This is a genomic window from Burkholderia gladioli (genome assembly GCF_000959725.1).
Lineage (GTDB): Bacteria > Pseudomonadota > Gammaproteobacteria > Burkholderiales > Burkholderiaceae > Burkholderia > Burkholderia gladioli.
In genome coordinates, this window is the sequence record NZ_CP009323.1 from 1074983 (window position 1) to 1093431 (window position 18449).

At 68.4% G+C, this 18449-nt stretch carries 19 protein-coding genes; 13 read left to right on the forward strand and 6 right to left on the reverse strand.

The window, feature by feature from the left end:
• Nucleotides 1-42: 42 nt before the first annotated feature.
• The 4 genes from BM43_RS21650 to BM43_RS21665 all read right to left on the reverse strand — a co-directional run bounded on the left by BM43_RS21650 (nt 43) and on the right by BM43_RS21665 (nt 4326).
• Nucleotides 43-900, reverse strand: a complete 858-nt coding sequence (locus BM43_RS21650) for an NUDIX hydrolase (RefSeq protein WP_036049148.1) — start codon at nt 898-900, stop codon at nt 43-45.
• Nucleotides 901-908: 8 nt separating this feature from the next.
• Nucleotides 909-1523 carry a LysE family translocator gene (locus BM43_RS21655; protein WP_036049147.1) on the reverse strand — a complete coding sequence of 205 codons (615 nt, stop codon included), beginning with the start codon at nt 1521-1523 and terminating at the stop codon, nt 909-911.
• Nucleotides 1524-1635: 112 nt separating this feature from the next.
• Nucleotides 1636-2202: an adenine phosphoribosyltransferase gene (locus BM43_RS21660; protein WP_013699400.1), complete on the reverse strand. Its 567-nt coding sequence runs from the start codon at nt 2200-2202 to the stop codon at nt 1636-1638.
• A 123-nt stretch (nt 2203-2325) separates the two neighbouring features.
• Nucleotides 2326-4326, reverse strand: a complete 2001-nt coding sequence (locus BM43_RS21665; RefSeq protein WP_013699401.1) for a monovalent cation:proton antiporter family protein — start codon at nt 4324-4326, stop codon at nt 2326-2328.
• Nucleotides 4327-4479: 153 nt separating this feature from the next.
• Here BM43_RS21665 and kdsD point away from each other — a divergent pair, with 153 nt between their 5' ends.
• From kdsD to BM43_RS21720, 11 genes are all read left to right on the forward strand, one after another.
• Nucleotides 4480-5463, forward strand: coding sequence for an arabinose 5-phosphate isomerase KdsD (gene kdsD, locus BM43_RS21670; RefSeq protein WP_036049146.1), 984 nt, complete (start codon nt 4480-4482; stop codon nt 5461-5463).
• A complete protein-coding gene (locus BM43_RS21675) occupies nt 5463-6002 on the forward strand; it encodes a KdsC family phosphatase (RefSeq protein WP_036049144.1) in 540 nt (179 codons plus the stop codon). The genes kdsD and BM43_RS21675 overlap by 1 nt, the downstream gene beginning before the upstream one ends.
• A 3-nt stretch (nt 6003-6005) precedes the next feature.
• Complete coding sequence (lptC, locus tag BM43_RS21680; RefSeq protein WP_017918294.1) at nt 6006-6620, forward strand: LPS export ABC transporter periplasmic protein LptC; 615 nt, start codon at nt 6006-6008, stop codon at nt 6618-6620.
• Between the two features lie 18 nt (nt 6621-6638).
• Complete coding sequence (lptA, locus tag BM43_RS21685; RefSeq protein WP_036049142.1) at nt 6639-7307, forward strand: lipopolysaccharide transport periplasmic protein LptA; 669 nt, start codon at nt 6639-6641, stop codon at nt 7305-7307.
• Entirely contained in the window at nt 7304-8080 is a 777-nt protein-coding gene (gene lptB / locus BM43_RS21690) for an LPS export ABC transporter ATP-binding protein (RefSeq protein ID WP_013699406.1), read from the forward strand. The genes lptA and lptB overlap by 4 nt, the downstream gene beginning before the upstream one ends.
• Before the next feature lie 190 nt (nt 8081-8270).
• Nucleotides 8271-9776: an RNA polymerase factor sigma-54 gene (locus BM43_RS21695; protein ID WP_036049140.1), complete on the forward strand. Its 1506-nt coding sequence runs from the start codon at nt 8271-8273 to the stop codon at nt 9774-9776.
• 150 nt (nt 9777-9926) lie between these two features.
• A complete protein-coding gene (gene hpf / locus BM43_RS21700) occupies nt 9927-10292 on the forward strand; it encodes a ribosome hibernation-promoting factor, HPF/YfiA family (RefSeq protein WP_013699408.1) in 366 nt (121 codons plus the stop codon).
• A 213-nt stretch (nt 10293-10505) separates the two neighbouring features.
• Entirely contained in the window at nt 10506-11018 is a 513-nt protein-coding gene (locus tag BM43_RS21705) for a PTS sugar transporter subunit IIA (RefSeq protein ID WP_025097001.1), read from the forward strand.
• 125 nt (nt 11019-11143) lie between these two features.
• Nucleotides 11144-12112, forward strand: coding sequence for an HPr(Ser) kinase/phosphatase (gene hprK / locus BM43_RS21710; protein WP_013699410.1), 969 nt, complete (start codon nt 11144-11146; stop codon nt 12110-12112).
• 110 nt (nt 12113-12222) lie between these two features.
• Nucleotides 12223-13116 carry an RNase adapter RapZ gene (gene rapZ, locus BM43_RS21715; protein ID WP_013699411.1) on the forward strand — a complete coding sequence of 298 codons (894 nt, stop codon included), beginning with the start codon at nt 12223-12225 and terminating at the stop codon, nt 13114-13116.
• Between the two features lie 32 nt (nt 13117-13148).
• On the forward strand, nt 13149-13784 hold the full coding sequence (locus BM43_RS21720; RefSeq protein WP_036049137.1) for an LON peptidase substrate-binding domain-containing protein: 636 nt from the start codon (nt 13149-13151) through the stop codon (nt 13782-13784).
• A gap of 81 nt (nt 13785-13865) precedes the next feature.
• On the opposite strand, the gene mutY is transcribed toward BM43_RS21720, so the two are convergent.
• On the reverse strand, nt 13866-14981 hold the full coding sequence (mutY, locus tag BM43_RS21725) for an A/G-specific adenine glycosylase (protein ID WP_036049135.1): 1116 nt from the start codon (nt 14979-14981) through the stop codon (nt 13866-13868).
• A 7-nt stretch (nt 14982-14988) separates the two neighbouring features.
• Nucleotides 14989-15816, reverse strand: a complete 828-nt coding sequence (mutM, locus tag BM43_RS21730; RefSeq protein ID WP_013699414.1) for a bifunctional DNA-formamidopyrimidine glycosylase/DNA-(apurinic or apyrimidinic site) lyase — start codon at nt 15814-15816, stop codon at nt 14989-14991.
• 88 nt (nt 15817-15904) lie between these two features.
• On the opposite strand from mutM, the gene BM43_RS21735 reads away from it, so the two are divergent.
• The gene (locus tag BM43_RS21735; protein ID WP_036049132.1) at nt 15905-17767 is read left to right on the forward strand and encodes a tetratricopeptide repeat protein; all 1863 of its coding nucleotides are present in this window, start codon (nt 15905-15907) and stop codon (nt 17765-17767) included.
• 17 nt (nt 17768-17784) lie between these two features.
• Nucleotides 17785-18420: a lipoprotein insertase outer membrane protein LolB gene (gene lolB, locus BM43_RS21740; protein ID WP_172535119.1), complete on the forward strand. Its 636-nt coding sequence runs from the start codon at nt 17785-17787 to the stop codon at nt 18418-18420.
• Nucleotides 18421-18449 lie beyond the last annotated feature (29 nt).

Consider the following 18449-nt stretch of genomic DNA (forward strand, 5'->3'; position numbering starts at 1 on the left):
TCGGCGCTCGCGCGGCAGACCGGCGAGCGCCGCTTGAAGCGTTCAGGGCGCCGCGCCCGGCGGCGGCGCGAACAGCGCGTCGATGCCGGGTACCGCGCCGGGCGCCAGGGCGCGATGGCGCAGCAGGCTGTCGAGGATCGCCAGGCTCGCGTCCATGGTGGCCTGGCCGGCCTCGAGCCAGCGGATCACCTCGTCGGCGCCGGCCAGCCGGTGCTCGGCCACTTCGCCGTCCTGGTTGCGCGGCACGAAATCGGCCGGCAGCGGCAGGTCGTAGACGAAGATCTGCTCGGCCTGGGTGCCTTCCGGGATCTCGCAGAGCACGTGCACGGTGCGGCCCGCGATCGCGCGTGCGGCCAGCGCGGCCGGGATGCCGGCTTCTTCCCAGCATTCCTTGGCGAGCGTGTCCTCGATGCCGAGGCCCCAGCCGATCCCGCCCGCCACCACGTTGTCGAGCATGCCCGGGTCGGTGGCCTTGCTCTCGCTGCGCCGGCCGATCCACATCCGCAGCGGCTGCGCGGCCGCGTATTCTACGATGCCGTTCAGGTGCACCGCGTAGGTCATGGTGCCGAACAAGCGCGAGGCGGCGCGCTCGATGTAGGCCAGCGGCGGCGCGTCGAATTCGTTGCGGATCGCGTAGATCTCGTTGCGCCAGCCCGGAATCCGTCCCTCGGCGGCCAGCGCGCCGATCACGCTGGCCAGCGCCATGCTGCGCGTATCGGGCGTGTCGAGCGTCTCGGCCAGCATCACGCGCCGCGCATCGATCTCGAACACGTCGGGCCAGCGGGCCAGCGCGGCGACGTCGCCGCGCCGAATCCAGCCGACCTGCTGGCCGGCGATCACGAAGGGCAGATGGGCGCCGGCATCGAAGCGGCGCGCGGCGGCAAGGCAGGGGAAGCGCATCGCCGGCCTCAGTCCTTGAGCGCGATGCGCAGGCCCAGGCCGATGAAGGTCGCGCCCGCCAGCCGGTCCAGCCAGACGCCGGCGCGCGGCCGGCGCTTGAGCCAGGCGCCCAGCACGCCCGCGCCCAGGCCGAAGATCGAGAACACCACGGCCGACTGCAGCATGAACAGCACGCCGAGCTCGAACATCTGCAGCGAAACCGCCTGGCTGCCGTGCACGTCGACGAACTGCGGCAGGAACACCACGAAGAACAGCGTCACCTTGGGATTCAGCATGTTGCCGATCACGCTCTGGCGGAAGATCGTGGCGAGCGGCTGCGGGGCACGCGTGTCGGCGGTGGCCAGCCCCTGGCTGCGCAGCGCCTTGATGCCGATCCAGATCAGGTACGCCGCTCCCGCGAACTTCAGGATATGGAAGGCCACCGGCGAGGAGCGCAACAGCGCGGCCACGCCGAAGGCGGCCAGCGTGGTGTGGAACAGCACCCCGGCCGAGAAGCCGAGCGCGGCCACCAGGCCCGCGGCGCGGCCCTGCGAGATGCCGCGCGCGAGCACCTGGAGATTGTCGGGACCGGGCGCGACCGTGATCGCGATCGAGGCGGCGAGGAACAGCAGGAAGTTCGGCATGACAAGAGCTCGCTGGAACGAGGGGAAGAAACGAATCGACGACGCATCGGGCGGGCTCGGCACCCTGGCGCGACGCGATCCCGGCAAGCCTGCGGGCCTGCCGGGCGCGGGCTCAGTGGCCCGAGAACTCGGTGACCGTATAAAGCGGCAGGCCGGCGCCGCGCAGCAGCGCCGAGCCGCCCAGCTCCGGCAGGTCGATGATCGCCGCGCCTTCCACCACGGTCGCGCCGAGCCGTTCGAGCAGCTTCTTGCCGGCCATCATGGTGCCGCCGGTGGCGATCAGGTCGTCGACGATGATCACGCGGTCGCCGGGCTTGCAGGCATCCTCGTGGATCTCGACGGTCGCGTTGCCGTATTCGAGCTCGTAGGATTCGGACTGGGTCTTGTAGGGCAGCTTGCCGAGCTTGCGGATCGGCACGAAGCCGATGCCGAGCTCGTAGGCCACGATCGGCGCGATGATGAAGCCGCGCGCGTCGAGCCCCGCCACGTAGTCGAGCTTGGCCTCCACATAGCGCTCGACCAGCAGGTCGACCAGCACGCGCAGCGCCTTCGCGCTCTGCAGGATCGGGGTGATGTCGCGGAACTGCACGCCCGGCTGCGGCCAGTCCGGCACCGTGCGCACATGGCGGCGGACGAACTCGGCGGGATCGGGCGACACGCCCGACGGCTGGTGGCTCATGAACTTCTCCGAAAAAACGGCGCGCGTGGGCCCGCGCGCCGTTCATGACAAGCAAATTGAAAGAAATGGCGGGGTCGAAACCGTCGACTTTGCCTGCGCCGCGGGTGGCGGCCGGCGGGACGATCAGGCGGCGGAACCCTCGCGGCGATGGCGCGACAGCCGCTCCTCGGCCATCGACAGCGCCTCCGGCAAGCCGCGCAGCACCACGATGTCGGCCGCGCGCAGCTTGGTTTCCGGGTCCGGCTCGACGCCACGGATGCCATGGCGGCGGATCGCCGTGACCTCGAGGCCGAGCGCGTAGAGCCCGACTTCCTCGAGGGAGCGGCCGACCGCGTCCGAGCGCGCGTCGACCGGCATCGATTGTAGCCGCACCTGCTCGTGGTCGTCGTCGTCCGCGTCGTCGGCGCCGCGGAAATAGCCGCGCAGCAGGCTGTAGCGCGCGTCGCGCATCTCCTCCACGCGCCGCACCACGCGCCGCATCGGCACGCCCATCAGCACCAGCGTGTGCGAGGCCAGCATCAGGCTGCCCTCGACGATTTCCGGGATCACCTCGGTGGCGCCGGCCGCCAGCAGCTTTTCCAGGTCGGCGTCGTCGACCGTGCGCACGATCGCCGGCAGGCTCGGCTCGAGCTCGTGGACGTTGTGCAGCACGCGCAGCGCCGAAGGCGTGTTCGCGTAGGTGATGGCGACCGCCGCGGCGCGGTGGATACCGGCGGCCAGCAGCGATTCGCGCCGCGCCGCGTCGCCGAACACCACCGATTCGCCGGCCGCAGCCGCGGCCGTCACGCGGTCCGGGTCGAGGTCGAGCGCGACATAGGCGATGCCTTCCTGTTCGAGCATGCGCGCCAGGTTCTGGCCCGCGCGGCCGTAGCCGCAGATGATCACGTGGCCCTGCTGCTTGAGACTCTGGGTGGCGATGCGCGTCATCTGCAGCGACTGCTGCATCCACTCGGTCGAGGACAGGCGCATCACGATCCGGTCGGCGTTCTGGATCAGGAACGGCGCGGCCAGCATCGACAGCAGCATCGAGGCCAGGATCGCCTGCAGCAGGGTGCTGTCGACCAGGTGGCGGTCGAGGATCAGGTTCAGCATCACGAAGCCGAATTCGCCGGCCTGCGCGAGGCCCAGCCCGGTGCGCATCGCCACGCCCGGCGCGGCGCCGAACAGGCGCGCCAGGCCGGTGATGGTGGCCGCCTTCAGGCCGACCTGGCCGACGAAGAAGCCAATCACCAGGAATGGGTGGGTCCAGATCACGCGCGGGTCCAGCAGCATCCCGGTGGTGACGAAGAACAGGCCGAGCAGCACGTCGCGGAACGGCTTGATGTCCTCCTCCACCTGGTGCCGGTATGGCGTCTCGGAGATCAGCATGCCGGCGATGAAGGCGCCCAGCGCCAGCGACAGCCCGAAACGATCGGTGATGAAGGCCGCGCCGAGCGTCACCAGCAGCAGGTTGAGCACGAACAGTTCCTGGGAACGGCGTCGCGCCACCACGTTGAACCAGCGCGTCATGAACTTCTGGCCGACGAACAGCAGCAGCGCCAGGGCGATCACGATCTTCACCGCCGCAAGGCCCAGGGTGACCATCAGGTCCTTGGAGGATTCGCCGCCGAAGGCCGAGATCACGATCAGCAGCGGCACCACGGCCAGATCCTGGAACAGCAGCACGCCGAAGATATTGCGCCCGTGCGCGGTCTCGATCTCGAGCCGCTCGGCCAGCATCTTCGAGACGATCGCGGTCGAGGACATCGCCAGCGCGCCGCCCAGCGCGACGCTGCCCTGCCAGGTGATGTGCACCCAGCGCTCGAAGACGAAACCGAGCAGCACCGCCACCGCCAGCGTGACCACCACCTGCATCAGCCCGAGCCCGAACACCAGCCTCTGCATCGCCCGCAGCTTGGCCAGCGAGAACTCCAGGCCGATCGAGAACATCAGGAACACCACGCCGAACTCGGCCAGGTGCTCGGCGCGTTCGAGGTCGCCCGCGAAACCGAGCGCGTGCGGGCCGACCACGATGCCGACGGTCAGGTAGCCGAGCATCGGCGGCAGGTTCAGCGAGCGGAACACGACCACGCCCACCACTGAAGCCAGCAGCAGGAGGAGCGTCATTTCGAGCGGGGAAATCACGTGCAAAAGAGTCCTCGTTCGTCAGGGCGTCGCGGGGGGCGGACGCGGGTGATGCCGCCCCGGGGGCGGCGCGGTGGGCGAGGACATGACTCCGTCGGGAGCGCGGTCCTGGCGCCCGGCGCGGCGAACAAACGCCTTTGCTATACTCCGCGCATGATAGCGAAAATCAATGATGACCGGGCGCTCGCGCTCGCCCGCGACGTGCTCGACATCGAGGCGGACGCCGTACGCGCACTGCGTGACCAGCTCGATGGCGGCTTCGTCGGCGCGGTCGGCCTGCTGCTGAACTGCCGCGGGCGCGTGGTGGTTTCCGGCATCGGCAAGTCCGGCCATATCGCGCGCAAGATCGCCGCGACGCTGGCCAGCACCGGCACCCCCGCCTTCTTCGTGCATCCGGCCGAGGCCAGCCATGGCGACCTGGGCATGGTAACGACCGACGATGTCTTCATCGCGATCTCCAATTCGGGCGAATCCGAGGAGCTGGTCGCGATCCTGCCGCTGATCAAGCGGCTCGGCGCCAAGCTGATCGCCATGACCGGCCGGCCGCAGTCGAGTCTCGCGCAATTGTCCGATGTTCACCTGTATGCCGGCGTCGAGAAAGAAGCCTGCTCGCTGAACCTCGCGCCGACCGCCAGCACCACCGCCGCGCTCGCGCTGGGCGACGCGCTGGCGGTGGTGGTGCTCGACGCGCGCGGCTTCGGTCCCAACGACTTCGCGCGCTCGCATCCGGGCGGCTCGCTGGGCCGGCGCCTGCTGACCCACGTGCGCGACGTGATGCGCACCGGCGACGAGGTGCCGACCGTGCGCCTCACCGCCACCCTCTCCGACGCGCTGTTCCAGATCACCGCCAAGCGCATGGGCATGACCGTGGTGATCGACGAGCAGGACCGCGTGGCCGGCATCTTCACCGACGGCGACCTGCGCCGCGTGCTCGAGCGCGACGGCGATTTCCGCCGCCTGCCGATCGCCGACGTGATGACGCGCCACCCGCGCAGCATCGCCCCCGATCACCTGGCCGTCGAGGCCGTGGAACTGATGGAACGCTATCGGATCAACCAGATGCTGGTGACCGATGCCGACGGCGTGCTGATCGGCGCGCTCAACATGCACGACCTGTTCTCGAAGAAGGTGATCTGATGTCCGCTGCTCCCGCCACGGCCGCCGAACGCGCGAGCCGCATCAAGCTGATGATTTTCGATGTCGACGGCGTGCTGACCGACGGCGGCCTGCACTTCACCGCCGCCGGCGACACCATGAAGTCGTTCAACTCCCAGGATGGCCATGGCCTCAAGCTGCTGCGCGAGGCCGGCATCGACACCGCGATCATCACCGGGCGCCGCTCGGAGATCGTCGCGGTGCGCGCCAGGGAACTGAAGATCAGCCATCTCTACCAGGGCGTCGAGCACAAGCTCAGCGCCTTCGCCGAATTGCTGCAAGCCACCGGCCTCAAGTCTGAGGAATGCGGCTACATGGGCGACGACTGGCCCGACCTCGGCGTGATGACGCGCTGCGGCTTCGTGGCCGCGCCGGCCAACGCGCATCCCGACGTGATCGCGCGCGCCCACTGGGTGTCCGAGGCACGCGGCGGCCATGGCGCCGCGCGCGAGGTGGTCGACACCATCCTGCGCGCCCAGGGCCGCTACGAGGCCCTGCTGGCCGCCGCGCTCGGAGCCTGACGCATGTTTCCCCGCCTCCACCTGAGCTCGCTGCTGCCGATCCTCGCGCTGGCCGCGCTGGCCGGCGTCACCTACTGGCTGCTGCAGGCCACCCTGCCGCCGCCGGGCGAGGCGGTGGCGCGCCCGAAGACGCATTCGCCCGACTATTTCGCCGACAACTTCTCGGTCACCGAGCTCGACCAGTCGGGCGCGACCCAGTACCGGCTGACGGCCGCCAAGCTGATCCACTACGAGGACGACGAGACCAGCCAGCTCACCCAGCCGGCGATGCGCGCGTTCCAGCCCGGCAAGCCGGTGGTCACGGCCACCTCCAAGCGCGGTACCGTCAACGGCGACGTGTCGATCGTCGATCTCTACGACGACGCCAAGATCCTGCGCGCGGCCGGCGCCGGCGATCCGCCGATGGAAGCCGATTCCGAACATTTCCGCGTGCTCGTCAACGACGATGTGATCGAGACCGAAAAGCCGGTTAAACTTCAGCGCGGTTTGTCGATCGCCAATGCGACCAACGGCATGAAGTACAACAATGTCACCCGGGTCATCGACCTGTACGGCAACGTCCGCGGCACGATCGCCGCGTCCGACGTGTCCGGCGGCCCTTCCGGCCAATCCAAGTAACCCAGCTTGCGTGACTGCATGAACGAATCGTTCCCTAGTTTTTCCATCGGCGGCGCGCGGCGCGCTGTCCGCGCCGGGCTTGCCGCGGCCTTCGTCGCGCTGGCGCTGCCCGGCGCCGTGTCGCTCGCGCATGCGGAAAAGGCGGACCAGAACAAGCCGATCAACGTCGAGGCCGACAACCTGACCTATGACGACCTGAAGCAGGTCACGGTCGCGACCGGCAATGTCGTGATCACGAAGGGCACGATCCTGATCAAGGGCGACCGCGTCGAGGTGCGCCAGGATCCGCAGGGCTACCAGTACGCGACCGCCACCATGGCGCCGGGCAGCAAGAAGCACGCCTCGTTCCGCCAGAAGCGCGAGGGCCTCGACGAGTACATCGACGGCGATGCCGAGCGCATCGACTACGACGGCAAGCAGGATCTCACCACGCTCACGCGCAATGCCACGGTGCGCCGCCTGCAAGGCCTCACGACGGTGTCCGACACGGTGCACGGCAGCGTGATCACCTACGACGGCCAGCGTGACTTCTACACCGCCAAGGGCGGCAACGACGTGGCCGCGCCGGGCAATCCGACCGGCCGCGTGCGCGCCATGCTGTCGCCCAAGAACGGCGGCCCGGCCCCGCTCAACGGCGCGAGCGCCACGCTCGCGCCGTCGAACTCGATCCAGGAGCCGAACCCGTGAACGCCCTGCCGAACCGCCAGCCCGCCGGCACCACCAGTTCGCTGGTGGTGCGCAACCTGAAGAAGCGCTACGGCTCGCGCACCGTCGTCAAGGACGTTTCCCTCGACGTGAAGAGCGGCGAGGTGGTCGGCCTGCTCGGCCCGAACGGCGCGGGCAAGACCACCTCCTTCTACATGATCGTCGGCCTGGTGCCGCTCGATGCCGGCGATATCTCGCTCAACGGCAGCCCGATCAGCCTGCTGCCGATCCACAAGCGCGCCTCGCTGGGCCTGTCCTACCTGCCGCAGGAAGCCTCGGTGTTCCGCAAGCTGACCGTCGAGGAGAACATCCGCGCCGTGCTCGAGCTACAGCACGGCGACAACGGCAAGCTGCTCGGCAAGGACGAGATCGCCTCGCGCACCGAGGCCCTGCTCGACGAGCTGCAGATCGGCCACCTGCGCGACAACCCGGCGCTGTCGCTGTCGGGCGGCGAGCGCCGCCGCGTCGAGATCGCCCGCGCGCTGGCCAGCAACCCCAGCTTCATCCTGCTCGACGAGCCCTTCGCGGGCGTCGACCCGATCGCGGTGCTGGAGATTCAAAAGATCGTCAAGTTCCTGAAGCAACGGAACATCGGTGTGCTGATCACCGACCATAACGTGCGCGAGACGCTCGGCATCTGCGACCACGCCTACATCATCAGCGACGGCTCGGTGCTCGCAGCCGGTGCCCCGCAGGACATCATCGAGAACGAAAGCGTCCGCCGCGTCTATCTCGGCGAACATTTCCGCATGTAAGCCGGCGCGTGGCGCCGCGTGCCCGGCGCCGCCCCGCCTGCCGGCCCGCCGGGCATCCGCGCCCGCTCGCAAGCTCCGTGCGCCGTCCCGGCGACCACGCACGGGCCGGCGCATCGCGCGCTTCGTATCATCCCGCCTCCCGCAACGCGCCGCCTACGTGGCAAACTTCAGGTAACGATTCCTTTTTGCCATGAAAGCCAGCCTCCAACTTCGCCTGTCGCAGCACCTCGCGCTCACGCCCCAGCTCCAGCAGTCGATCCGGCTGCTGCAGCTGTCGACGCTCGAACTGCAGCAGGAAGTCGCGATGGCCGTCGCCCAGAATCCGCTGCTCGAGAACGACGAATGGATCGCGAGCCCGCTGCGGGTGGCCGCCGACGGCTCGCTGATCGCGCAGAGCCCGCCCTCCTCGACGCCCGAGCCGATGCACGGTGGCGGCTCGAACGGCAGCGAAGCCTCGGGCGATCGCGCCGAACGCGACGACTCGCGCAATGGCGACGACTACGACTACAACGCCGACAGCGGCGATTCGGGTCAGTGGAATCTCGACGACTACGGTCGCTCCTCGGGCGCCTCCGACGACGACGACCTCCCGCCGCTGCAGGTGCACGAGGCCTCGACCTCGCTGCGCGAGCATCTGTCCGCGCAATTGCGGGTGACCCAGGCGGGTCCGCGCGACCGCGCGCTGGTGATGTTCCTGATCGAATCGCTCGACGACGACGGTTATCTCGGCGCGGGGCTCGACGAGGTGTTGACCGACCTGCCCGAGGAACTGGAAGTCGATCTCGACGAACTGGGCGCCGCGCTGGCGCTGCTGCACAGCTTCGACCCGGCCGGCGTGGGGGCGCGCTCCGCATCGGAATGCTTGCGCCTGCAATTGTTGCGACTCGATCCGTCCCCCACGCGCACGCTGTCGCTCGACATCGTCTCGCAGCATCTCGAATTGCTGGCCGCGCGCGACTTCACGCGGCTGCGCAAGCAGTTGAAGGCCAACGACGACGAGCTGCGCGAGGCCCATGCACTGATCCGCTCGCTCGAGCCCTTCCCGGGCGCCGCCTACGGCAAGACCGAGGCGGACTACGTGGTGCCCGACATCATGGTCAGGAAGAGCGGCCAGAACTGGCTCGCGGAGCTCAATCCCGAGGTGGTGCCGAAGCTGCGCATCAACCACCTGTACGCCAATATCCTGCGCAACAGCCGGGGCGATCCGAGCGCCGGTTCGCTCAAGCAGCAGCTCCAGGAAGCGCGCTGGCTGATCAAGAATATCCAGCAGCGATTCGAGACCATCCTGCGTGTCGCGCAGGCCATCGTGGAGCGTCAGAAGAACTTTTTTGCGCATGGTGAAATTGCCATGCGCCCCTTGGTTTTGCGGGAAATAGCTGATACGCTGGGCCTACACGAGTCGACTGTCTCCCGTGTGACAACCGGCAAGTACATGCTGACCCCGTTCGGCACTCTTGAATTTAAGTACTTCTTCGGATCACACGTGTCGACGGATACCGGGGGCGCTGCCTCTTCCACGGCAATCCGCGCCCTCATCAAGCAACTGATAGGAGCCGAAGACCAGAAATCTCCTCTTTCGGACAGCCGAATAGCCGAGCTGCTGGCGGAACAAGGCTTCGTGGTCGCGCGCCGCACCGTTGCGAAGTATCGCGAAGCCCTCAAGATCCCCGCGGTGAATCTGCGCAAGTCTCTGTAGCCCGCTGCTCGCGGCGGGCGTTTTCCGGCCACCGCGCTGTCGAAGGCATTGTCCGCCCCCGGGGCCCGCTCCGCATCGATCCACGGAGATCGCTCCCGCCGGCAGACGCCGCCTGTAGATACGCCGGGGTCACCTGCATGGAGAAGCACTATGAACCTGAAGATCAGTGGACACCATCTCGAAGTGACGCCTGCCATTCGCGAACACGTGATCACCAAGCTCGATAGGGTGCTACGGCATAGCGATCAGGTGATTGATGGCACTGTGATCCTCTCGGTCGACAACCATAAGGAAAAGGACAAGCGGCAGCGTGCGGAAATCAACCTGCACCTGAAGGGCAAGAAAGAGATTTTCGTCGAAAGCATCAACGGCGATCTGTACGCGGCGATCGATCTGCTGATCGACAAGCTCGACCGCCAGGTGGTCAAGCACATGGAACGTCTGCAGACGCACGCGCACGATCCGATCAAGCATCAACCGGCCATCGTCGACCAGGCCGAACAGCCGCCGCAATGAACCCGGCGCCTAGCGCGCCCGCCAAACCGCCCGTTCCGACGGGCGGTTTTTCGTTCCACGCCGGCATGGCGTGGCGTACGAACCAGGTCGCTCACGCCGCACCATGCGAACGTCCGTGCTCTATAATGTGCGGGTTATTACCGGGTGGCGTCGGCGCTCCGGCTTGACGTGCACACAAGCCTGCCTCGATCGACGCCTCGCATCCTGCCCGACATGGAAACTTCGTCCAACGCCGCGAGGAGACCCCAGGCCACCCCCTTGCCTGCCAACATGAATCGCCTAGCCAAAATCCTGCCACTGGAGAATGTCGTCATCGACCTCTCCGTCACCAGCAAGAAACGCGTGTTCGAACAAGCCGGCCTGATTTTCGAGAATCAGAACGGCATCGCGCGCAGCATCGTCACCGACAACCTGTTCGCGCGCGAGCGCCTCGGCTCGACAGGTCTCGGCGAAGGCGTCGCCATTCCGCATGGCCGCATCAAGGGCCTCAAGCATCCGCTGGCCGGCTTCGTGCGCCTCGCCGAGGCGATCCCCTTCGAAGCCCCGGACGGCCAGCCCGTCTCGCTGCTCATCTTCCTGCTGGTGCCCGAACAGGCCACCCAGCAGCACCTCGAGATCCTGTCCGAAATCGCGCAACTGCTGTCCGACCGCGACGCGCGCGAACGCCTGCATACCGAACCGGATCGCCACGAGTTGCATCGACTCCTCACTCAATGGCAACCTTGAGCTGATTCGGGCGGAAGCTGCCCCACGACGGGCGGCGTCCACCGCCCGGCCTGCCCGCCCGCAGCCGGTCCCGGCGCCGCAGCGCTGACGCCTCGCCGCACCGGCCATTTGGAGTGACGCAGTCCATGGATACGTCCAGCATCAACGCCCAGAGCATCTTCGACGACAACGCGGCCATGCTGAAATTGAGCTGGCTGACGGGGCATGAAGGCTGGGAACGCGGCTTTTCCGCCGAGACGGTCGGCAATGCGACCTCCAGCGCCGACCTGGTCGGCCACCTGAACCTGATCCACCCAAACCGGATCCAGGTGCTCGGCGAGGCCGAGATCGAGTACTACCAGCGCCAGACCGACGAGGATCGCTCGCGTCACATGGCCGAGCTGATCGCCCTCGAACCGCCGTTCCTGGTGGTTGCCGGCGGAGCCGCCGCCCCACCCGAGCTGGTTCTGCGCTGCACGCGCTCGTCCACGCCGCTGTTCACCACGCCGATGTCGGCCGCCGCCGTGATCGACAGCCTGCGCCTGTACATGTCGCGCATCCTCGCGCCGCGCGCCACGCTGCACGGCGTGTTCCTCGACATCCTCGGCATGGGCGTGCTGCTGACCGGCGATTCGGGCCTCGGCAAGAGCGAGCTGGGCCTCGAGCTGATCAGCCGCGGCCACGGCCTGGTGGCCGACGACGCGGTCGACTTCGTGCGACTTGGCCCCGATTTCGTCGAGGGCCGCTGCCCGCCGCTGCTGCAGAACCTGCTCGAGGTGCGCGGCCTGGGCCTGCTCGACATCAAGACCATCTTCGGGGAAACCGCGGTGCGCCGGAAGATGAAGCTCAAGCTGATCGTCCAGCTGGTGCGGCGCCCCGACGGAGAATTCCAGCGCCTGCCGCTGGAAAGCCAGACCGTCGACGTGCTGGGCCTGCCGATCAGCAAGGTGACCATCCAGGTGGCGGCCGGCCGCAACCTCGCGGTGCTGGTCGAGGCGGCCGTGCGAAACACGATCCTGCAACTGCGCGGCATCGACACGCTGCGCGACTTCATGGACCGCCAGCGGCTGGCCATGCAGGACCCGGACAGCCAGTTTCCCGGCAAGCTGGTCTAGCGCCGAACCGGCGCGCCGGGCGCGCGCCGTCACACCATGCCACGCCCCGCCCTGTCATACAGGGGCGGTAAGCCGGTGCTATGATGAACCGTCTGGATTCCAGCCTTCCCATGCGCATCGTCCTCATCACCGGCATCTCCGGCTCCGGCAAGTCCGTCGCGCTCAACGCGCTCGAGGACTCCGGCTATTACTGCGTCGACAATCTCCCGCCACGTGTGCTGCCCGAGCTCGTCCGCTATATCGCCGACGAAGGCCAGCGCCGCCTGGCGGTGGCGATCGACGCGCGCTCGAGCGGCTCGCTCGACGAGATGCCCGGCCTGATCCGCGAGCTGTCGCAGCATCACGACGTGCGCGTGCTGTTCCTCAATGCCAGCACCCAGGCGCTGATCCAGCGCTTCTCGGAAACGCGCCGCCGCCACCCGCTGTCGGGCTCGCCCTCGCATGACGCCGATGTCGGCCTGCTGTCCTCGCTGGAGGAGGCGATCGAGCGCGAACGCGAGCTGGTCGCGCCGCTGGCCGGCTTCGGCCACGAGATCGACACCAGCAACCTGCGCGCGAACGTGCTGCGTACCTGGGTGAAACGCTTCATCGAGCAGCAGAACGACGCCCTGGTGCTGATGTTCGAATCCTTCGGCTTCAAGCGCGGCGTGCCGCTCGACGCCGACTTCATGTTCGACGTGCGCGCGCTGCCGAATCCCTATTACGACCGCGAGTTGCGGCCGCTGACCGGGCTCGACCAGCCCGTCATCGCTTTCCTCGATGCATTGCCGATCGTCCACCAGATGATCGACGACATCGAGAGCTTCCTCGTCAAATGGCTGCCGCATTTCCGCGACGACAACCGCAGCTATCTGACGGTCGCGATCGGCTGCACGGGCGGCCAGCATCGCTCGGTGTTCATTGCGGAGACGCTCGCCGCGCGTCTGTCGCAGCAGGCGAACGTGATTGTGCGGCATCGTGACGCACCGGTGGATGCCGAGGCGTCATCGCGGCTCGTCAGCTAAGGCCCGAGCCGCACCTCTCCAGGAGGCTGCGCATGTCCTCGCTTTCGACGCGGCTCGTCGATCTGCCGCTGTTCCCGCTGCACACGGTGCTGTTTCCGGGCGGCCTGCTGCCGCTCAAGGTGTTCGAGGCGCGTTACGTCGACATGGCGCGCGCCTGCCTGCGCGAGAAGCTGCCGTTCGGCGTCTGCCTGCTCAAGAGCGGGCCCGAGGTGGCGCAAGACGATGAGGTGGCGGTGCCCGAGACGATCGGCTGCATGGCCGAGATCATCGAATGCGATACCGGCGAATTCGGCATGCTGCTGCTGCGCACGGTCGGCACCCAGCGTTTCGAGCTGCTCTCGCATCGCGTCGAATCGAACGGGCTGCTGGTCGGCATCGCCGAGCCGCTGCCCGAGGACCAGCCGCTCGACGGCGAACTGTCGATCGCACAGTTCGGCGCCTGCGCGGAAGTGCTGGAGCGGATCATCGAGGCGCTGCGCAACGTGAAGTCGGGCGAGTTGCCGTTTCTCGAGCCCTTCCATTTCGACGAGCCGAGCTGGGTCGCGAATCGCCTCGCCGAGGTGCTGCCGCTGGACCTTCGAGCGCGGCAGAAGCTGATGGAGTTTCCCGACGTGGGCGCGCGCATCGACGCCGTGCATCAGGTGCTCAAGCGTCACGACTGGCTCTGAGGCTCAGGCCCGCGCCAGGCTCGGCTACCCCTTCAAGCTCACGCGGCGCCCGTCGACGCGCCGCGCCCATCTTCCCTCTTCTCAGATCAGCGGCCCGCTCAGGCTGTCGAGCAGCTTGCGCACGGGCGCCGGCAGGCCATAGGCGTCGAGCCGCGCCAGCGGCACCCATTCGGTATCGGCGCTGGCCGCCACCAGCATGCCGCCCGCCGCCTGCGCCGCGCCGATGTCGGCGATGCGCGGCTCGATCTCCAGCCGGAAATGCGTGAAGACATGCGTGAACGGCGCCAGCGGAATCACCGCCTCGGCGCCGAATTCGCGCACGCGCTGCAGGGCCGCCGCGTCGCCGTCGGCCTCGGGCAGGCTCCAGAGGCCGCCCCAGATGCCGGTGGGCGGGCGCCGCTCCAGCAGCACCGTGTCGCCGTCGCGCAGCACCAGCATCCAGGTGCGCCGCGTCGGCACCGCCTTCTTCGGGCGCGCAGCCGGCAGTTCACGCTGCCGGCCCGTGGTATTGGCCACGCAGTCGGCCGCGAACGGGCAGCGCTTGCAATCGGGCTTGCCGCGCCCGCACAAGGTCGCGCCGAGATCCATCAGCCCCTGCGTGTAGGCGCTGATGCCGGCATCGTCGGCTTCGCGCGGGAACAGCCGCTCGGCCAGCGCCCACATCCCGTTCTCCACGCGCTTTTCGCCCGGGAACCCCTCCACGCCGAACACGCGTGCCAGCACGCGCTTGACGTTGCCGTCGAGGATCGGCGCGCGCGCGCCGAACGCGAACGAGGCGATCGCCGCCGCGGTCGAGCGGCCGATGCCGGGCAGCTCGGCGAGCGCCTCGGGCGATTCGGGAAAGTGGCCGCCATGCTCGGCCATCACCACCTGCGCGCAGCGATGCAGGTTGCGCGCACGCGTGTAGTAGCCGAGCCCGGCCCACAGCGCCATCACCTGGTCGGCCGGCGCGGCGGCCAGCGCGGCGACATCGGGGAAATGCTCGAGGAAGCGCTGGTAATAAGGCACCACCGTCGATACCTGGGTCTGCTGCAGCATGATTTCCGACAACCAGATCCGGTACGGATCGCGCGTGTTCTGCCACGGCAGGTCGTGGCGGCCATGCTCGCGCTGCCAGGCGATCAGGCGGGTGGCGAAGCTCGCTTCGAGCGGTGTCGCGGGCGCGGCCGGCGCCGCTTGGGTACGTGGGGGTTTCAAGATGTTTTCAACGCTGGCAATTCGGACAGAAATAGGTCGACCGCTGGCCCTGCACGATCTGGCGAATCGGCGTGCCGCATACGCGGCACGGTTCGCCCGCGCGATCATAGACGAAGCAGTCGAGCTGGAAATAGCCGCTTTCGCCGTTGCTGCCGACGAAATCGCGCAAGGTGCTGCCGCCGCGCTCGATCGCGTCGGCCAGCGTGGCGCGCACCGCCTCGGCCAGCCGCTCGTAGCGCGGCAGCGAGACCCGGCCAGCCGCCGTGGTCGGTCGGATGCCGGCGCGGAACAGGCTTTCCGAGGCATAGATGTTGCCGACCCCGACCACGATGTCGCCGGCCAGCAGCGCCTGCTTCACCGAAACGGTGCGCCCGCGCGTGCGCCGGTACAGCAGCGCGGCCGTGAAGGCCGGCGAGAACGGCTCCACGCCGAGGCTGGTGAGCAGGTGGTGCTCGTGGATGTCGCCCTGCTCGCGCGGGTGCCAGAGTACCGCGCCGAAGCGGCGCGGGTCGCGAAAACGCAGCACGCAGGCGTCGAAGATCCAGTCGATATGGTCGTGCTTGCCGGCCTGGGGCGCGACGCCGCCCGGCAGCACGCGCAAGGTGCCCGTCATGCCGAGATGGACGATGAACCAGCCGGCGTCGAGCTCGAACAGCAGGTACTTGCCGCGCCGCTCGACGCGCAGCACCTCGCGCGACTCGAGCGCCGCCGCGAAATTCTCGGGGACGGGCCAGCGCAGCATCGCGGTGCGCACGTCGACGCGCCTGACGCGGTGCCCGGCGACGAAGGGTTCGATTCCGCGACGTGTAACCTCGACTTCCGGCAACTCTGGCATGGTTTTGTGGTCTGTGGGTGGCTAGGGGCGATGGTGCGCGTATTGTAGCGAGCGCGTTACAATCGTCCGAAACCTCGAACGGATTTCCATGACCTTGTCCTCGACGCTGTCTTCGAAGCGCCCCGCCGCCCACGCGCGCCGTGCGTTCGCCTTCCCGGTCCGCCGCGCACTCGGCGCCGCGCTGCTCGCCGCATGGACGTTCGGCGCCATGCCCGTTCACGCCCAGACGCCCGCCTCCGGCGCCGCCGTCACCGTGCCGGCCGGCGCGGCCGACGACGATGCACTGACGCAGAGCGCCTTCTCGCCGGCCTTTCCCGACGAAAAGAAGGACCTGCCCGGCGTGCAGCTGAGCGCGCAGATCGTCTACCAGGTACTGGCGGCCGAGGTCGCGCTGCAACGCGGCCAACCCGCGCCCGCCTTCCAGACCTATCTCGCCCTGGCGCGCGATACCAAGGATCCGCGGATGGCGCAGCGCGCCACCGAAATCGCGCTGGCCGCGCAAAGCCCGGCCGACGCGCTGGCCGCCGCGAACCTGTGGCGCGAATACGCACCCGATTCGAATCGCGCGGCCCAGGTGGATGCGGCCCTGCTGGTGCTGGCCGGCAAGCCGCTCGACGCCGAGCCGCTGCTGGGCCGCGAGCTGGCCCGCACCAACGGCGACAACCGCGGCGACGCGATCCTGGCCCTGCAGGCCCTGATCGCGCGCGGCCCAAACCGCGTGGACGGCCTGACGGTGCTGCAGCACCTGCTCAAGGACGACCTGATCCGCCCCGAGGCACGCCTGGCGATCGCCCGCCAGCAGCTTGCCGTGGACGACAAGCCGGCCGCCGTCACCTCGCTGAAGCAGGCGCTGGAACTGAAGCCCGACTACCTGCCGGCCGCCCTGATGCTCTCGCAGATGGGCCCCGACGAGCGCGCGATCGGCGTGGCCTCGTTCGAGAAATACGTGCAGCAGAACCCCAAGGCGCGCGAAGGGCGCCTGGCGCTGGCCCAGCTCTACCTCGCCGACAATCGTCTCGACGACGCGCAGAAGCAGTTCGAGACCATGCACCGCAACGATCCGAAGGAACCGGCGCCGCTGATGGCGCTGGCCCTGATCAAGATCCAGCAGAAGCAGCTCGACGACGCCTCCAAGTACCTGAAGCAGTACATCGACGCGGCGCAGAAGCTGCCCGATGCCGACGTCGGCCAGGCCTACGTCTACCTCGCGCAGATCTCGGTCGAGCAGAACAACGACGCGCAGGCCTCGCAGTGGCTCGACAAGATCGACCCGGCCAGCCCGCACTACATTCCGGCGCAGGTCACGCGCGCACAGATCCTCGCCAAGCAGGGCAAGGTCGACGACGCGCGCAAGGTGCTGGCGGGCCTGCAGGTCAACGATCCGCGCGACGCGGCCGTGATCGCGCGCACCGACGCCTCGCTGCTGTTCTCGGCCAAGCGCTACCGCGAGGCGGCCGACCGGCTCGCCCAGGCCGTCGACGCCTTCCCCGACGATCCCGACCTGCGCTACGACTACGCGATGGCCTCGGAGAAGATCGGCCAGTACACCACCATGGAGCAGCAGCTGCGCGTGCTGATGCGCGCCCAGCCCAACGATCCGCAAGCCTACAACGCGCTCGGCTATTCGCTGGCGGACCGCAACCAGCGCCTGCCCGAGGCGAACGAGCTGATCGAGAAGGCCAGCGCGCTGGCACCCAAGGATGCCTTCATCATGGACAGCCTCGGCTGGGTCAAGTACCGGCTGGGCGACAACGCGGCGGCCGAGAAGATCCTCACGCGCGCCTACAGCCTGCAGCCGAACGCCGAGATCGGCGCGCACCTCGGCGAGGTGCTCTGGAAGAGCGGCCAGCAGGACAAGGCACGCGACGCCTGGCGCGCCGCGCAGAAGCTCGAGCCCGACAACGACACGCTGGTCAACACGCTCAAGCGCTTCGAGGTACAGGGCCTGTGAGCGTCGCGATCCGATCGATGGGCCGGGGCGCCGCGCTCGCCCCTCTCGCATCCCTTGCCCGCCTCGGCCTGCTCACGCTCGCCGCGGGCGCCCTGCTCGCCGGCTGCGCGACGCAGCGCGCGCCGGCGCCTGTCGCCGCCGGCACCGCGACACCGGGCGCCGACGTCATCACCACCCAAGCCGCGCACGCCTACACGGGCCGCTTCGCGGTCCGCTACGACGACCGCCTCGGCAAGCCGCAGAACGTCTACGGCAATTTCGCCTGGCAGGAAACCGGCAATGCCATCACGCTCGAGCTGCGCAGCCCGCTCGGTCAGACACTGGCCATCGTGCGCTCCTCGCCGCTAAACGCCTCGCTCGAGATGCCGGGCCGCGCGCCACGCAGCGCCACCGACGTCGGCCAACTGATGCGCGACACGCTCGGCTTCGCGCTACCGCTCGACGGGCTGCGCTACTGGATGCTGCCGCAGCCTTCGCCGTCCACGCCGGCCGACGTGGTGCGCGAGAGCGGCACGCAGATCAAGCAGATCCGCCAGGACGGCTGGACCATCGACTACCTCGCCTACGCCGACGCGCCCGCCACCGGCGTCAAGCGCCTGAACCTGACACGCGAGGATCCGCCGCTCGACATCAAGCTCGTGCTCGACCGCTGATTCCGCCTTTTGCCAAGAAGTCCCCAAGC

Coding starts and splice junctions, on each gene's coding strand:
- BM43_RS21650 (WP_036049148.1), bottom strand. CDS start 900: ATGCGCTTCCCCTGCCTTGCCGCCGCGCGCCGCTTCGATGCCGGCGCC.
- BM43_RS21655 (WP_036049147.1), bottom strand. CDS start 1,523: ATGCCGAACTTCCTGCTGTTCCTCGCCGCCTCGATCGCGATCACGGTC.
- BM43_RS21660 (WP_013699400.1), bottom strand. CDS start 2,202: ATGAGCCACCAGCCGTCGGGCGTGTCGCCCGATCCCGCCGAGTTCGTC.
- kdsD (WP_036049146.1), top strand. CDS start 4,480: ATGATAGCGAAAATCAATGATGACCGGGCGCTCGCGCTCGCCCGCGAC.
- BM43_RS21675 (WP_036049144.1), top strand. CDS start 5,463: ATGTCCGCTGCTCCCGCCACGGCCGCCGAACGCGCGAGCCGCATCAAG.
- lptC (WP_017918294.1), top strand. CDS start 6,006: ATGTTTCCCCGCCTCCACCTGAGCTCGCTGCTGCCGATCCTCGCGCTG.
- lptA (WP_036049142.1), top strand. CDS start 6,639: ATGAACGAATCGTTCCCTAGTTTTTCCATCGGCGGCGCGCGGCGCGCT.
- BM43_RS21695 (WP_036049140.1), top strand. CDS start 8,271: ATGAAAGCCAGCCTCCAACTTCGCCTGTCGCAGCACCTCGCGCTCACG.
- hpf (WP_013699408.1), top strand. CDS start 9,927: ATGAACCTGAAGATCAGTGGACACCATCTCGAAGTGACGCCTGCCATT.
- BM43_RS21705 (WP_025097001.1), top strand. CDS start 10,506: ATGGAAACTTCGTCCAACGCCGCGAGGAGACCCCAGGCCACCCCCTTG.
- hprK (WP_013699410.1), top strand. CDS start 11,144: ATGGATACGTCCAGCATCAACGCCCAGAGCATCTTCGACGACAACGCG.
- rapZ (WP_013699411.1), top strand. CDS start 12,223: ATGCGCATCGTCCTCATCACCGGCATCTCCGGCTCCGGCAAGTCCGTC.
- BM43_RS21720 (WP_036049137.1), top strand. CDS start 13,149: ATGTCCTCGCTTTCGACGCGGCTCGTCGATCTGCCGCTGTTCCCGCTG.
- mutM (WP_013699414.1), bottom strand. CDS start 15,816: ATGCCAGAGTTGCCGGAAGTCGAGGTTACACGTCGCGGAATCGAACCC.
- BM43_RS21735 (WP_036049132.1), top strand. CDS start 15,905: ATGACCTTGTCCTCGACGCTGTCTTCGAAGCGCCCCGCCGCCCACGCG.
- lolB (WP_172535119.1), top strand. CDS start 17,785: ATGGGCCGGGGCGCCGCGCTCGCCCCTCTCGCATCCCTTGCCCGCCTC.